Annotated in this window: 12 protein-coding genes; 1 reads left to right on the plus strand and 11 read right to left on the minus strand. The window is 49.1% G+C overall.

The window, feature by feature from the left end; genetic code table 11:
- Window positions 1-32 precede the first annotated feature (32 nt).
- The 5 genes from BLQ13_RS14510 to BLQ13_RS14530 all read right to left on the minus strand — a co-directional run bounded on the left by BLQ13_RS14510 (window position 33) and on the right by BLQ13_RS14530 (window position 5,225).
- Complete coding sequence (locus BLQ13_RS14510; protein WP_244159319.1) at window positions 33-812, minus strand: ArsR/SmtB family transcription factor; 780 nt, start codon at window positions 810-812, stop codon at window positions 33-35.
- A gap of 89 nt (window positions 813-901) precedes the next feature.
- A complete protein-coding gene (locus BLQ13_RS14515; RefSeq protein ID WP_208606793.1) occupies window positions 902-2,158 on the minus strand; it encodes an MFS transporter in 1,257 nt (418 codons plus the stop codon).
- A gap of 297 nt (window positions 2,159-2,455) precedes the next feature.
- Window positions 2,456-3,472: a Gfo/Idh/MocA family protein gene (locus tag BLQ13_RS14520; RefSeq protein ID WP_090921034.1), complete on the minus strand. Its 1,017-nt coding sequence runs from the start codon at window positions 3,470-3,472 to the stop codon at window positions 2,456-2,458.
- Window positions 3,473-3,474: 2 nt separating this feature from the next.
- On the minus strand, window positions 3,475-3,849 hold the full coding sequence (locus BLQ13_RS14525) for a replication termination protein (protein ID WP_090921036.1): 375 nt from the start codon (window positions 3,847-3,849) through the stop codon (window positions 3,475-3,477).
- A gap of 194 nt (window positions 3,850-4,043) precedes the next feature.
- On the minus strand, window positions 4,044-5,225 hold the full coding sequence (locus BLQ13_RS14530; RefSeq protein WP_167375737.1) for an acyltransferase: 1,182 nt from the start codon (window positions 5,223-5,225) through the stop codon (window positions 4,044-4,046).
- A 69-nt stretch (window positions 5,226-5,294) separates the two neighbouring features.
- Here BLQ13_RS14530 and BLQ13_RS14535 point away from each other — a divergent pair, with 69 nt between their 5' ends.
- Entirely contained in the window at window positions 5,295-5,672 is a 378-nt protein-coding gene (locus BLQ13_RS14535) for a YidH family protein (protein ID WP_090921040.1), read from the plus strand.
- A gap of 141 nt (window positions 5,673-5,813) precedes the next feature.
- Here the strand turns inward: BLQ13_RS14535 and BLQ13_RS14540 are convergent, their stop codons facing one another.
- The 6 genes from BLQ13_RS14540 to BLQ13_RS14565 form a co-directional block, all read right to left on the minus strand.
- A complete protein-coding gene (locus BLQ13_RS14540) occupies window positions 5,814-6,422 on the minus strand; it encodes a general stress protein (protein WP_090921042.1) in 609 nt (202 codons plus the stop codon).
- Between the two features lie 351 nt (window positions 6,423-6,773).
- Window positions 6,774-9,302, minus strand: coding sequence for an ATP-dependent helicase HrpB (gene hrpB / locus BLQ13_RS14545; RefSeq protein ID WP_090921044.1), 2,529 nt, complete (start codon window positions 9,300-9,302; stop codon window positions 6,774-6,776).
- Window positions 9,303-9,531: 229 nt separating this feature from the next.
- Complete coding sequence (locus BLQ13_RS14550) at window positions 9,532-10,338, minus strand: SDR family oxidoreductase (protein ID WP_090921046.1); 807 nt, start codon at window positions 10,336-10,338, stop codon at window positions 9,532-9,534.
- 207 nt (window positions 10,339-10,545) lie between these two features.
- Window positions 10,546-11,388: a protein phosphatase 2C domain-containing protein gene (locus tag BLQ13_RS14555; RefSeq protein ID WP_090921048.1), complete on the minus strand. Its 843-nt coding sequence runs from the start codon at window positions 11,386-11,388 to the stop codon at window positions 10,546-10,548.
- Between the two features lie 10 nt (window positions 11,389-11,398).
- Window positions 11,399-12,151: a vWA domain-containing protein gene (locus BLQ13_RS14560; protein ID WP_090921050.1), complete on the minus strand. Its 753-nt coding sequence runs from the start codon at window positions 12,149-12,151 to the stop codon at window positions 11,399-11,401.
- A gap of 34 nt (window positions 12,152-12,185) precedes the next feature.
- Window positions 12,186-14,240, minus strand: coding sequence for a protein kinase family protein (locus BLQ13_RS14565; protein ID WP_090921052.1), 2,055 nt, complete (start codon window positions 14,238-14,240; stop codon window positions 12,186-12,188).
- Window positions 14,241-14,331: the final 91 nt, after the last annotated feature.

Consider the following 14,331-nt stretch of genomic DNA (forward strand, 5'->3'; position numbering starts at 1 on the left):
GAACTATCATGTTTCATTTCGATCTTGATCAGCTATTCATCTGTAGAATCAAAGGCCTTAGGTTCTGAGACTTTCCGTTTGGCAGCAGGTTTCGATTTCTTCGCCGTACTTGATGTTTCGGATGTTTTCGATGCCTTTGAGGGTGCCTTTGTAGATGCATTGGAAGCAGACTCTATTTCTTTTTCTTTTTTCTGCTCAGCCGAAACTGCCTTTTTCTTCTTAATTCCAGAATCAGAATGCGACGCAACCTGTGCCTCTTTGGACAGCGCCGTGAACAGCTGAAAAACCTGATGGTCTGATTTCTGTTCATCCTTGGTTAAATACGGTTTGCACAGCTCTACAATCTGCTGATATAGCTCCTCTACTTCATCCGCCGTAGCGTAGAGCGTCATATCCGAGATAAAACGTTTCTCCTGTCGATCATGCTCTGCATGATTCATAAAGCGCTGTCTGCTCTGTTCGAACATTTCGTTCAGCAACTTTAGCGTTTCGGAGCGAAAAACCTGCTTCAGCGGCGAATTTTCATCCTCTTCATCCTTGTGACGAAGGTGGATTTCACCCGAGAAGGGCTCGTAATATTTTGCGATAATGCCGTTGATTTCCCGAGTGGATACCATGGTTAGAAGACCGATTTTCTCCAGTTTTTTCACATGATAATGCACCTTCGCAGGCACTTCTCCCATCAGATCTGCAATTTCCTTCACGGTGGAAGGTCTGCCCTGGCGGTTAAACATATTCATAATCTGTATCCGGTATGGATCAGAATATATTTTGATCTCTTCAATTGTTGAGAGCACTTTATGTTGCTGCATATCCGAGTCCTCATTTCCGGGGTACCTGCCTGCCCTTCGTTCCCTATATTATACCGTTCAGACAGGACTTCGGTCAAAAGGACGTACACTTACATCTCCCGCCGAAAACTTTTGCTGGTAAGAAGTAATATCGCAGACAACCCCAGTAATACGCCAAATACAATGAACAGGATCGGCATTGAAAACCAATCGGCCAGAACACCGGACAGAAGGCTACCGAGTGGTGAAACACTTAGGACCAGCATACTTTGCAGCGCAGACACTCTTCCGAGCATATGACCTGGGGTTACTTCCATCAGATATGAAACGAGCGGCGTTGTAGCAAGCGGTATACCTAAACCCATAAGCAGACAGAACACACCTGCCGTTGGAAGCTGGAATGACGTCATATAAGCCGGAAGTGCAGTCATGGCGTATCCGCAACCAAGCATAACAATGCCGGTGATAACCAGCACGCTTTTACGGTAACGCGTCCCTTGTTGTGACATCCACAGACCCCCAAGCACGATCCCTCCAACTAAAAGCCCACTAAGCAGACTTAATCCCCAAGCACCTGCTTGCAGTGTTTCCATCACGTAAGGTGTACGTAGCACATTAAATGGCATCAGGCAGAAGTTAACCCAAGCGAATAACACGGAAGAGACAAATAACAAGGCATGTTTACGTAGAAAATGAAAAGCTTCCGCCATCTCGGAGATCAGACTCTTGGCGCCAGATGACACTGCTCGCGGTGACATCCATTCTGGATAGTCCACCCGGCTCATCAAGATTGCGCTTAGTGCAAACAACGCGGCGTCAATCCAGATAGTCCACGCGATACCCACGGTTGCAATTAAAGCGCCTGCCGCGGCTAGCCCCGCCAGTTCAGCCAATCGAGTCGCTGAAGAGGTCATCGCGTTACCAGAAAGCAACATGGACTGAGGCAATAACCTGGGAACGCTGGACACCTCGGCAGGTGACGTGAAACATTCCAGCAAGGAGTTTAGAACCGTGAATACAAATAAATGCCACACCTCAAGTTGCCCCAGGGCGAATAAAAGTGCTGTGAGTCCAACCATCACTCCGCGTCCGGTATTCGTCATGACGATGACTTTTTTCGGAGATAATCGATCCACCAATGCCCCAGCGAATAGCCCAAACACAATATTCGGTAAAAAGTTAACGGCTAGAAGTGTGCCCATCAGTACCTTGGAGCCGGTTAAAATATACACCATCCAGCTATACGCAATCGAATCGATGGAATCCCCAAAGCGGGACACCATCTTACTCAACATAAATTGCATATATGGCCTGATTCGAATTAATTCTCCCAAACCTTGTTTCCCCGCCACAGCACCCTCGTTCATCACTGTTCCACTCCTTAACGTTAAAATATTTTTCATGTTAATATTATTTTAACGAAGTTTATGCAAAAATCAATACAAACGTGAAAATATTTTTAACGTCATTCCTTAAGGATGTTTTTAACGTTGAATATCTAAACAAATATTAAGCTTAACTCTCCATCCCGAATGGCCCTTGCATAACCACACAAAAAAAGACTCTCATCGTCATCGATGGAGTCCTGTATCATGCCTGATTTTAAAATTTCCAGCCTAAAGGTTAAAGTCCGGAGGTCATTGCACTACAGCTGTAGCAGTTGTTTAAATCGGACTACGATCCACCAGCACCCGCTGACGCTTGCGCGCAGATTCCAAACAGGCATCAATCACACGCATGTTCAAAATGGTGTTGTCCGGACCGAATGGCAACGCCTCTCCCTCAAGAGCTGCCATTGCAAATGTTTCGACCTGAAGCACATAGGAGTTGGATACCGAAACTCGTTCCTCCCGGCTGACGGAATCCGTATGAATGATGATCTGAGGCGGAATATCACTATTCTCCCAGCCGAACACTTTAGGCAGCTCAATACGTCCTTCCGTTCCGAGAATCTCCATCTCAGCCCGTCCTGACGCCCACATGCCGCAATCAAAGGTCAGAGCCACTGCGTTCGGAAACTCAATCAGCCCTGAAGCCATCATATCCACACCATCATGTTCCTCTGAGAATAAGGCATGAACCGTAACGGCTTCCGGCTCTTGTCTCAGATACATCCGAGCAGCAGAAATGGGATATACACCGAGGTCAAAAATAGAACCCCCACCCATGTGTTTTTTGAATCTCACATTGTCTTTGTCATCTGCGGTATTACATGTAAAATTACCATGAATCGCTCTGACCGTGCCGATCTCGCCACTCTCGATAATCTCCTGCACTCGTCTGTGCTTCGGATGATATCGATACATAATAGCTTCTGAGAACAATACCCCGTGACGTTCACATGCCTCAATCATCTCTATCGATTCCTTTGCATTCAGCGCGGCAGGTTTTTCACAAAGCACATGTTTTCCTGCCTCGGCAGCTTTAATCGTCCACTCTCGATGCAAATGGTTTGGCAACGGGATATAGACGGCCTGGATATCCGGATCAGCAATAAGTTCCTCATAACTGCCATAGGATCTGACAATGTCCATCTCTTCAGCCAGAGCTTCAGCCTTTTCCTTGGAACGGCTGGCAATCGCCAGTACTTCTCCCCGTTCGGACTGCTGAATTGCAGGAATAATAGCATTTTTGGCAATCGTTGAAGTACCCAGTACACCCCACTGCAGAGGTCTGTTCATGCTCATCTTCCTTTCGTACCGTAATTATCCGCTTCTGCCTTGTGCAAAATGCCAAGACAACGATCCAGATCGGCTTTCACCTGTTTCTTGTACAACTCTGCTTTGGCCGCCCCATCATCAGTGAAGTGATAAAGAACAATTTCCTGGAAATCAACTTTGGGGTCGTTTCCCTTTAATTTTTTGGTTCGATAAAAGATGCCCTGTTGCACCAGCTCATGTAATGCCCGATATACTTCACTTTGGGGTGGTACATATCCGTAATCTTTGAATTCCTGCTTCATCGCTTCCAGCATCTCGTAACCATAACCTCTATGTTGCTCCACCATCGTGATCAGATAAACTTTGATAAATGCCCGTTGTGCAATCATAAAAGCCATGCGCTTTCCCTCCTGTCAGAACTTGTCTATCTCTCATTATAAAACATATGTTCTGATCCTGCCATCTTGATCCTGATTCCACTCTTGTAACGTGTTGTTATGGTGAGTAAGCAGGATCAAGAGATTGGATATTGGAGGGCTGATGTAAGAAAGCACAGCTTTTATTATTGTGAATTTTTCATATGATGAAATAATCATTTTTGGACCGGAACAGGTGTTTTATTGGCTTGGGTGTGTTTCGGTACAACGCCTACGATCCATTTTCCCCATCTAAAACGCGAGATCACCCAAGTCAGCACACAAGATGCGGTCAGTGCTACAATCCAAGTGACAATCGTGCGTATCGCAGGATTCCAGCCCCACGCCACGTACAACCATTCGTCTGGAATGTAACTGTAACGCAGTACCAGCATGTGCATCAAATATCCTCCATACGACATACCGCCAATCCATCCTAGCCAGTAAAGAAAACGATGGTGATGAAGCTTACTGGCTAATTGGTACATGACCATGATGGAAGCAATCAGGAACAAAATCATATCCGGCCTGATCAGGCTGACGGTATAAAAACGGATTTGAATTCCTTCGGGTTTCTGAAACTCCAGCATTAATAGATACATAAACCGTAGACCCAAGATTATAAACACCAACCAGTAGACCCAGCGCAACCGATTAATCCATTCTTTCCAGCGCTGTACCGAAAGTCCTGCCGCAGCACCAAGTACAAAATAAAAAAAGAAATAGATGAAATTACGGTCTGCATAGGTTGTAAAAGCATCTGTCAGCACGGGGATTTGCATTCGCTCCATCCATCCGGCAATATTCCTTAATTGATCGGATAGAACCAGAAATAAGACGCCTGAACCCAGCAGTGCGAGCATTCGCCCCTTGGCTTGGTAACGATGAACCACGTACCGAATACCACGCAAAAATAACGGGAAAAACACGTAAAACTGAATGAGCATAATGATGTACCAGAAATGTGAAGCCGTCTTACCCGTCACGAGCTTCAGAGCGAGGTCCGGAATGTCCTGCCAGCCGAATGTTGCCCAGTTACGCGGGGCAAGTATAAAATAAATAAGAGACCAGACCACATAAGGCAAGATGACATCCATGACTCTTTTTCGCATAAACTGGCCGTAATGGAGCTTATCACCTGTGTTGTAGAACAGCACCATCCCGGTTATAAATATAAAAAGTGGCACAGCAAACTTCGCTAACATCAGTAGCAAGGCCAGCACGACGCCGTCCTGAAGTCCAGCCTGCGGAACCAACGAATAATGAGCAATTGAATGCTGTAGTACAACCGCTGCAAAGGCCAGGCCTCGTAATGTTTCGATTTCAGTAATTCGTTCTTTGCGAGGCAAATCACTCAACCTACCTTTCTTAATTCTTGCAATATCAAATAAAAAACGATAACCATCCATTGGAGGTATGTAAAACGAATGTCTGACAAATCATCCAGAATCCCTGAATCCAAAACGGTTCAACAACACTTGGCTAACGAACGTACATTTCTCGCCTGGGTGCGCACAGGCATTGCAATGGCCGGGATCGGCTTCCTTGCCGCCGGTTTCGGTTTTCATTCAACCACCTATGACCGCATTGCCCATCTTGCTGCCATCATCACGGGAATCACTTCTCTCTTTGGCGGCATTGCCGTCATTGGTTGTTCAGCCATTGCTTACCACCGTAAACGCACACAGATTAATGAGCAGACCTTCCAAGCCACTACCGGACTTATCACCTTTCTCAGTCTCCTGTTGCTTGTGATTGGCCTCGCGCTTGCGGTGTTGCTGTATGTATTGTTATTCCCTGCCTGACATAGCCGAATCCCCTATGAGGACAAAAACCGCTCTCCTCAGCGGAGACCGGCTTCAGTCTGTTTTATCGTTCACATGCATCATTGCTATTTCAAGTCTCTAACCCGAATGAGCCCGCATGTGTTCTGTGGCGTTCAGTCTTTACAAAAAGGTGTTGTTGCCGAAACGAGCAGCTTTGGTCTGCGCTTCCATCCGGCGTTCTTCCATATCAAGATCTGGACGGGCATCAGCAGTATTCACATCTTCACCATGCACAGGATCGATGTTGGAATGAGTCTGACGGTTAAGGTTAAACACATCGTATACCGCGCTATCCCGATCCGATGAGTCTACGAGCAACAAAATTTTACCATGCTGCACATACTCCTCATATTGTCTCGCATCCTCTTCTGGAATACCCAGTCCTACAAGTCCGCCAACCAATCCTCCGGCTCCTGCACCTACAGCTGCACCTGTAAATGCTGCGGCAATAGGTCCTGCAGCCAGAATCGGGCCGATCCCCGGAATAGCCAGTGCACCAATGCCAGCAAGCAAACCTGCTACACCTCCAAGCACACCACCTGTGGCTGCACCTGCTGCTACACCCTCTGGCGCTTTTGTGCCTGTCTCTTCCCGAATAGCCTTCAGCTCATCTCTGTCCTGCGTTACGACAGATATCTCATCCGATGTAAATCCTTCGGCTTTCAAACTTTCAATAGCATCGGATGCCTCACGCTCTGTATTAAACACACCTACGATTTTCTTCTTCATAGTGAATACCTCCTCATGGATTTGAGTGGTTCGCTATGTTATTACCCGTCATTCTCTCTTTCAAACGTCTCTGGGCTAATGATCATATGCATAAATACTAATTTGAGCCAAAAGACCGAATACCTTTGGAGACAAAAAATGACGAGATCATCCATAGAAAAAAACTGAAACAGCGATACTGCGTGGATGTTTCCGCTCAAAATGAAATTTGCGTCTGGTGCATATGCTTCGCGACGAGAGAAGCATACAAGACAAAGCGAAAATACAGCGTTCCTTAGGGTTATTCTGTCATCAGACTGTAGGTATAGACATGTTCAGTTTGACTTCTGTAGATTATGAACAACCTGATTATCAGGTTGTTCGCGGTTTCGCACGATTCGTTGCGATCGCTTCAAGCGGATTATCCGGCCAGTAATGTTTCGGATATCGCCCTTTTAAATCTTTCTTCACTTCAAAATAGGTCTCACGCCAGAAATTAGCCAAATCTCTTGTAACCTGCACAGGACGTTGCGCCGGAGATAATAGATGTAGCGTGACCGGAACGCGACCGCCCCCGATGTGAGGGGTCTCTTGCTGTCCAAACATCTCTTGTAATCGAACAGCCAGGATTGGATCTTCCGGATTGCTGTAATCCACAGGAATCCGAGAACCACTCGGAACCTGAATGTGGGTAGGCGCCTCTTCATCTAGCTGTTGCCGCTGCGCCCAGCTAAGTCCGCCTAAAAGTACATCATGCATGGACAGTTTCTTCAGATCAGCGGCCGAGCGCATTCCTGCCAGATAAGGTGCAAGCTGTTCCTGCAACTCATCCGTCAGATGATTCTCGATCAGATCAGGCCAGTCTGGCATGTGCAGATGCAGAAAACGCATGCGCTCCGCAAGTTGGCGCGATGTTTTACTCCACGGCAGGATGTCCAACCCTTCCAGTCGTATCCCTGACAATAGTGCTTCCAGCACCTGATCTTCCGGTGGCTGTGCAATCATGCTTTCCTTGATCATTATTGCTCCGATGCGCTGCCGCTTATGTGCCCGCACACTTCTAGTCGTGCGATCCCAAGCCACCAGCACCTCCTCGTGCAATAGATGCTGCGCGGCACGCAGCATCGCCTGCTCCTGCACTGGCGCAGCCAGCAGGATACGCGCATCTGCGCCCTGGTCGTCGGCCTCGGCTGCGACCAGATAGGCGGAACGGCTCAGCGACTCTGCCCCCGCGAGCCGTACCCCTCGGCCGCTGCTCAGCAGATAGCGGCCATCCTCGCGGCGTTGCCCGATCCGGTCCGGATACGCAAAGGACAGCAGCAACCCGCAGCTGTCCTCATCCGGCCGCACCGGATCGGCCGCCGCGTTGCCGAGCGCCGAGCATAGCTGGCGGCTCTCCTGCAACATGCGCCGCACGGCAGCACCGTCTGCGCCAGCCGCCGCCGCTGGCGGCCCCCCGCTGCTGCCTGCGGCCAGCAGCGCTTCTACGCGCGGGCGCAAGTCCGTGCCCGCGCCGCCAGCACTTGCGCTGCTGCTGCGGAGGCCTGCCGGCTCCTGCAGCAGCGCCGCCAGCGTGCTGGCGTAGCTGGCCAGCCCAAGCTCCGCCGCGCGGAGCAACATGCTGGCCAGCCGCGGATGAACGCCAAGCGTGTTCATCCGCCGCCCAAAGGGCGTGAGGCGGCCTGCGTCGTCCAGGCCGCCCAGCTGGCGCAGCAGCGCCTGTGCCTGAGCGTAAGCCGCATCAGGCGGGGTGTCCAGCCAGCTAAGCTCAGCTGGGGACTGGACACCCCACGCGGCAAGCTCCAGCGCCAGCGGCGCAAGATCCGCGGAGGTGATCTCCGGGCGTGTTGCTTCAGGCAACGCGCCATGAGCCTCCTCGCTCCATAGCCGGTAACACACCCCCGGGGCAATACGCCCCGCACGTCCTCGTCGCTGGTCGGCGGACGCCTTGGAGACCGGCTGTGTGACAAGCCGGCTCATACCCGTCCTTGGCGAGAAAGCCGACGCCCGGCTGAGTCCTGCATCCACGACCACTTTTACACCCGGAAGAGTCAGACTCGACTCCGCAATGGAAGTGGATAGCACAACCTTGCGCCAGCCACCCGCCGCAGGCCGGATTGCTTCATCCTGCTTCTCGGCAGACATACTGCCATACAGCGTATGTACAAGGACCTGCGGAGGAAGAGATGCTTGCAACAGTTCCCTTTCCGTACGATGAATCTCTCTCGCTCCGGGAAGAAAAACCAAAACGTCCCCTTGTTCTTCACTCAATGCCCGAATAATGGTACGAGCCGTCCAGCTCTCGATTTCAACTGCGGCAGGTTTCCCGGCATATTTCGTTTCCACCGGAAACGTACGGCCTTTACAATGCACAACTTGTGTATCTTCGCCCAGCATACGACAGACCGGTTCTGGGTCAAGCGTTGCCGACATGACCAGCAGCTTCAGATCCGGCCGCAACATGGCCCGCGATTCCAGCGCCAAAGCCAGTCCCAGATCCCCGTGCAGGTGCCTTTCATGAAACTCGTCAAAAATGATCATTGCCGTATCTTCAAGTCCCTGATCCTGCTGTAGCATACGTGTTAATACACCCTCAGTGACCACTTCGATTCGTGTAGCCGGGCTTACCCGGGTATCCATTCGTACGCGGTATCCGACCGTTTGTCCTGCCTTTTCACCCAGCGTTGCTGCCATTCTCGACGCGGCTGAACGAGCAGCGAGTCTCCGCGGCTCCAGCATAATGATTTTTTTGCCATCCAGCCAAGGCTGTTCAAGCATCGCCAGCGGCACAACCGTTGTTTTTCCGGCGCCCGGTTCAGCAATCAAAACACCTGTATCCTGGTCACGGAACAGCTGCTGTACCTGCGGAATAATCGCTTGTATTGGTAAATCAGTGTACATATCATCGCTCCTAATGCATATCTTACCGTTTCGATATCATTCTATAAGCTCACTATTCGAATGTTAGCATTATAACAAAAAAAGCCGTCCCGAAGGAACGACTATATGACATCCATAACTTATGGATATTACCCAAACTCATTCAATTATCTAACATTCAGCTTGTGGGCTAATCATCTACGAATAACGGTTACTGTCTTATCCGGTTACGTCCCCATCGTTTACCCGATCAGCTCAGCAGAGACTCCGCACCATCGATCACAATCTCGGCTCCAGTAATATGTTTGGATGCGCCCGAAGCGAGGAAGCTAACCAGATCCGCAACGTGCTCTGGCTGCCCTGGTCCATCCGCGAGTGGCTGCTGTCCTTCCGGGAATTCCATCGGGATGATAATGTCCTGAAGGTCATCTGTTTTGATCGTACTTTGATCAATATTGGTAGCAATCGCACCTGGACAGATTACGTTGACTCTGATCTTGAATTTCGCCAGCTCCAAAGCCGCCATCTTGGCAAAAGCAACCTGTCCTGCCTTTGACGTACTGTACGCCGACATACCGAAGCTGGAGAAACGCTGATTCCCATTGATCGAGCTCGTAATAATAATGCTACCGCCGCCGCGTTTTTTCAGATGTGGGAGAGCATATTTTACAGTAAAAAATGTACCGTTCAAGTTCGTCGTAATAATCTGTTGCCAGTCCTGTACCTGAATTTCCTCGATTGGAGCAGACACCCCGTTAATGCCCGCATTAGCAAAAACGATATCCAGTCCTCCAAACAATTCCACCGTTTCCAGTACAGCCTTTTCAACCCGTGCCGGATCGGAAATGTCCACATCGAATGCTCGTGCAGCCCCTTCATGGTTCGCATTAATCTCCGCTTCTGTCTTTGAAATCCGATCATTCACCAGATCGAACAACGCTACATGCGCCCCTTCATTCGCCAGCTTGAGTGCCGTGGCCTTGCCGATTCCCGAGCCAGCTCCTGTAATGATAGCCACCTTACCTTGAAATGGTGATCTGCTGCTGTGTTGTGTCATAGCCCAACCACTCCTTCGTCTTGGAAATTATGTAAAGATTTAATCTGATTTTATTTTCAATCAATTCTTCACAAGATTACCCAAAACCAGCAGCTTTTAAATCAACACTCGTAACTTTTTTCATTTTCAGGCAGTTACATACACTGACGATCTGCACCAGCCACACGCAGATCTATCTCAGAAAACGATCCTCGTTACAGGGCGTGTTCACCACTCCAGTTCGATGAAAGCGGCATCATCCTCAAGTCCGCCGGTATGGGCGGCATCCAGCAACACTTGAATATGTTCATCCGGGATGTATGTACCAATGGCATCGAGATCATTCAGTCCGTCTGTATACAGTTGAAGGCGAAATGATTCACTTCCTGAACCTTTCATTTCGAAAACATGGGGTCTCCCCCCTATGGAGCCTTCTCGTGTAGACCAACGCTCATTGGTCTTGCAATGTGTTTGGAATTGTTCCGACTGCTCCTGTCCATTACGCCAGAGCCGGATTCTGGAATCTCCTTGCCATGCCAACCATACTCGGCTCTTCCGTCTTCCAGATGTGAGTTCAATGCGTCCGCATACATACATGGCCTGACTTCCTTGGCTTCGCTTTTCCATCAATACCTCCCGTAGCAGAAGAGGCGAGGTATCCAAGGGCTGTAGTTGTTCTAACTGTTCAGATGCGGAACCCGTCAGACTTTGCAGAAACTGTTCGACCCCTTCAGCGGTTAATGATGACGTCGTTTCCAGCCATTCCAGTAGCGCACTACCGAGAAAACGCGCAGCAAAATCACCCAGATAACTCATGCCAACTCCATCACACAATACAAAATGACAGACATTACCTTGCATGCGAATCGCAACAAAGTCTTGCCCTGCGTCACCCTGGTTCACGGTTTCGGCTGCACGTCCATATCCGTATCTGCATTTCAGCTTGCCTTGGTAACGAGTTAACGGCTGTTCCCCAGTCTGAATGCTTACATAGCGAAAATTATCCTGTTGCTGCTTCGCATGTCCCCCTCGATCACTGGCAGACAATGTTGCCATACGCATTGCTCGCATGATTCCCCTCCTATCTTACAGGTGTTGCAGCAGACATCTGGAATCCAATGGATACCAGTTCTGCACAAGTACCAGGCAACATCATGAGTGCGCCTGGTGCTAGCAAATAATCTGCCTCCACCAACATTTCGCGATAGCTTTCAGGCAGCACGGATGACATATTACGCAACTTCTCCCCATGCTCGTCTTGCAGGTTTGTCTCTGGTGAGATCCCCTTCCAGCGTCTAGGCTCTGCAATCGGAGCTTCCAGCAGATGATCACTTATAAATATATTTTCAACCAAAACATTGCCATCCGGCACACTCATGCCCATAATGCGCTTGGCGATCGGCTCCGGGTCTTCTCCAGTCGCAACACCATCGGTCATATGACATACGAGTGGCGCAGGGCAGTCCTGCATGTTAGGTATTTCTGCTTGCAAAATTTTCTCTGCCTGCAAAAATGCTTTTGCGGAGTCTGAGAAACGTCGAGGTGTCAAATCAGGCAACGAACCTACAGCCGCAACCTCATCGATTCCTTTAATCCCGTTTAATACATCATATACATCGTCACTGTAGGCCAAAATAGCAATTCGGTAACGCGGCGTCAGCCGATTTCCTTTGGTTGAACGAAATACCATCTGCCGGATCGCCAAAGATAAAGCATCATAAACGATGTCAATCCGGCGACGATTGTCCAGAACCATATTCATGGAGGCGCTAATATCAATTAAATAAATAATAAGTGCAGGTGTACGTTGCGATGCTTGAATTGTGTAGTTCATCTAGAGTGTGTCACCTCTATTATTTAATATAAATTTATAAGTCTGGCAGTGAGTACTTGGAATTACTCAAAAATTTGTTGATCGCACTCATTCGTGCCGCCACTTTACCTACACCTTTAAAATACGAAGCGTCCGTATTATATAGGTTTTTGAAATCGCGAGCATACGAAAGAGCGCTGTCCGTTTTTCTTCCTATTTGTGCATTGTACGCCTTGTTATAGCTTGCAATCAGTGTCACGACATTTTGAGCCCGTCTTTTCTTAAGAGCTTCTTTCTGAGCCAACTCTTGCTTACGTTTGGCTTCGGCAGCAGCCTTCTCCTTTGCAATTCTGGCGTCATTTTCTTTTTTCCACGCTATATAAGCTTCATACTTCGCTTGCTGGTCGTATTTTGCTTGCAGTGCTTTACGTGCTGCTTCTTTTTTCTGTTGCTCCTGCTTCGCCAGATAAGCTTCATATTTAGCCTGCTTCTCGTATTTAGCCTGCAAGGCTTTACGTTCTTCCTCTTGTTTCTTCGTTTCTGCTTCCTTTTGTTTAGCCTCAGCAAGCTTTTTCTTTGCATCAGCTTCCTGCTTTGCCGCTTCTGCAGCCTTTTGCTTTTCGGCTTCTGCCTGTTTGAGCTTGGCGGCTTCCGCATCTTTTGCCGCTTTTGCTGCGGCTATACGAGCAGCCTCCTGCTGTTTAACCTCGGCCTGATCGGCAAGGATTTTAACTGTGGGTACACCCCCGGCAAGCAGTACAATGAGCACTGCCGAGGAGATCATGAATTTTCTGGAACGGTAGAATGGAATCACTGCCGGCTCAGTAGTCTCCGTGTTTGAGTTGATTTTGGCATCCAGTTCCTTGATTGCGGCCTCTACTTCCAGCTGCATCGCACTGTTATCCGGAATGAAGTGATACAGTGACCGATAAACCTCAAGGGCCGCTGCTGGTTTGTCTTCATCCTCCAGCGCTCTCGCTTGTAAAAACAGCCGGTTTACAACGGCCTCCTGGTCCGGAGATTGTTTTGAATTCGATGTATTTCCAGCTTTAGCATCTTGTTTCACACTCGTTGATGTTTCAGAGTCTTTTGGCGTGGCAACCACATCAGTTTCTGAAGATTCTGTTACATCCTCTTGCGGCGCTTCCAGAGCAGCCAGAAAGGCTTCAGCCTGCTGGGTGTCCACAGACGCAAGGGCAATGTACCATTCCCCAAACGTTGGACAACTGCTCAGATCATGACTTTCCCATGCCCGGATAAACAGATCTGATAATTTGGAGCCCCAGCGATTCTCAAGGGAACCGCGCATCGTGAAATAACGCTCGCTCGAAGTCTGCATCTCATGTTGATCAAAATAACTTTCTCCCCAAGCTTTCTCTACGATGGCGGGGTCGGACCAGCATAACATCTCGGCGATAATAACAGCTCCGGCAAATCGATCTGCATAAGAACTCCACAAGCCGCTGTGTACCGTTCGATGGGCTGCGTAACCAGGTGAACCAGCAAGTAATGCATCTGGTCGATCCATCTTGGAGCCGTACATCTGCTCCACATCAACCAGTTCAACTGCAGAAGTCAGGGCCGAGTTCTGCACTTCGGAAAAAAACGGAATCATTACATTCGGAGCAGACATATCACAATGTGCGAGTCCACGTTGCTCCATTGCAGAACCTGTACCTGCAAGTGCTCTAGCCAGCTGCAGACTTTCCTCCGCTGTCAGCTGCTTTTGATCACTGATCACATCGAACCAGGTCAGACCCTGTACCCATGGCATCAGTACTGCATATAACAGATCGGGATGTTCTCCAATAAGCGCTCCGTTTCTTTCCGGAGTGAGCACTTCACGCTTGCACACCCGCAAGCCTGGCAGTTCACTATATGGCTCCATATGCTCAGACTGATAGACCATTGCCGGGATACGGAATTTTGGAAAAAATACTTTTAGTGCTTTGGCCCCATGAATGGTACCCGTCCGGGGAATCAATTGATAAACTATACCTTGCCTTCCCGCTTGGGCATAAGCAAGCCCCGGCGCAGCCGGATGCTGACCAATCGTATAGGCAATATCATTAATCACCACTTCATCGCCGGGATTCGGTTGAAAAGACATGCTCATCCCTCTCTCTGTTTTTTGTGTCATAGTTGCGGCAAAAACCGGGTGTAATCCACCCGGTTTTTGCCGTAATCTTGCAATCTTTAAC

The sequence above is a fragment of the Paenibacillus polysaccharolyticus genome (genome assembly GCF_900102085.1).
GTDB lineage: Bacteria > Bacillota > Bacilli > Paenibacillales > Paenibacillaceae > Paenibacillus > Paenibacillus polysaccharolyticus.

Excerpts from the sequence above, each read along its gene's own strand:
- BLQ13_RS14510 (WP_244159319.1), bottom strand. The coding sequence starts at position 812 with ATGCAGCAACATAAAGTGCTCTCAACAATTGAAGAGATCAAAATATAT.
- BLQ13_RS14515 (WP_208606793.1), bottom strand. The coding sequence starts at position 2,158 with ATGAACGAGGGTGCTGTGGCGGGGAAACAAGGTTTGGGAGAATTAATT.
- BLQ13_RS14520 (WP_090921034.1), bottom strand. The coding sequence starts at position 3,472 with ATGAACAGACCTCTGCAGTGGGGTGTACTGGGTACTTCAACGATTGCC.
- BLQ13_RS14525 (WP_090921036.1), bottom strand. The coding sequence starts at position 3,849 with ATGGCTTTTATGATTGCACAACGGGCATTTATCAAAGTTTATCTGATC.
- BLQ13_RS14535 (WP_090921040.1), top strand. The coding sequence starts at position 5,295 with ATGTCTGACAAATCATCCAGAATCCCTGAATCCAAAACGGTTCAACAA.
- BLQ13_RS14540 (WP_090921042.1), bottom strand. The coding sequence starts at position 6,422 with ATGAAGAAGAAAATCGTAGGTGTGTTTAATACAGAGCGTGAGGCATCC.
- hrpB (WP_090921044.1), bottom strand. The coding sequence starts at position 9,302 with ATGTACACTGATTTACCAATACAAGCGATTATTCCGCAGGTACAGCAG.
- BLQ13_RS14550 (WP_090921046.1), bottom strand. The coding sequence starts at position 10,338 with ATGACACAACACAGCAGCAGATCACCATTTCAAGGTAAGGTGGCTATC.
- BLQ13_RS14555 (WP_090921048.1), bottom strand. The coding sequence starts at position 11,388 with ATGCGAGCAATGCGTATGGCAACATTGTCTGCCAGTGATCGAGGGGGA.
- BLQ13_RS14560 (WP_090921050.1), bottom strand. The coding sequence starts at position 12,151 with ATGAACTACACAATTCAAGCATCGCAACGTACACCTGCACTTATTATT.
- BLQ13_RS14565 (WP_090921052.1), bottom strand. The coding sequence starts at position 14,240 with ATGTCTTTTCAACCGAATCCCGGCGATGAAGTGGTGATTAATGATATT.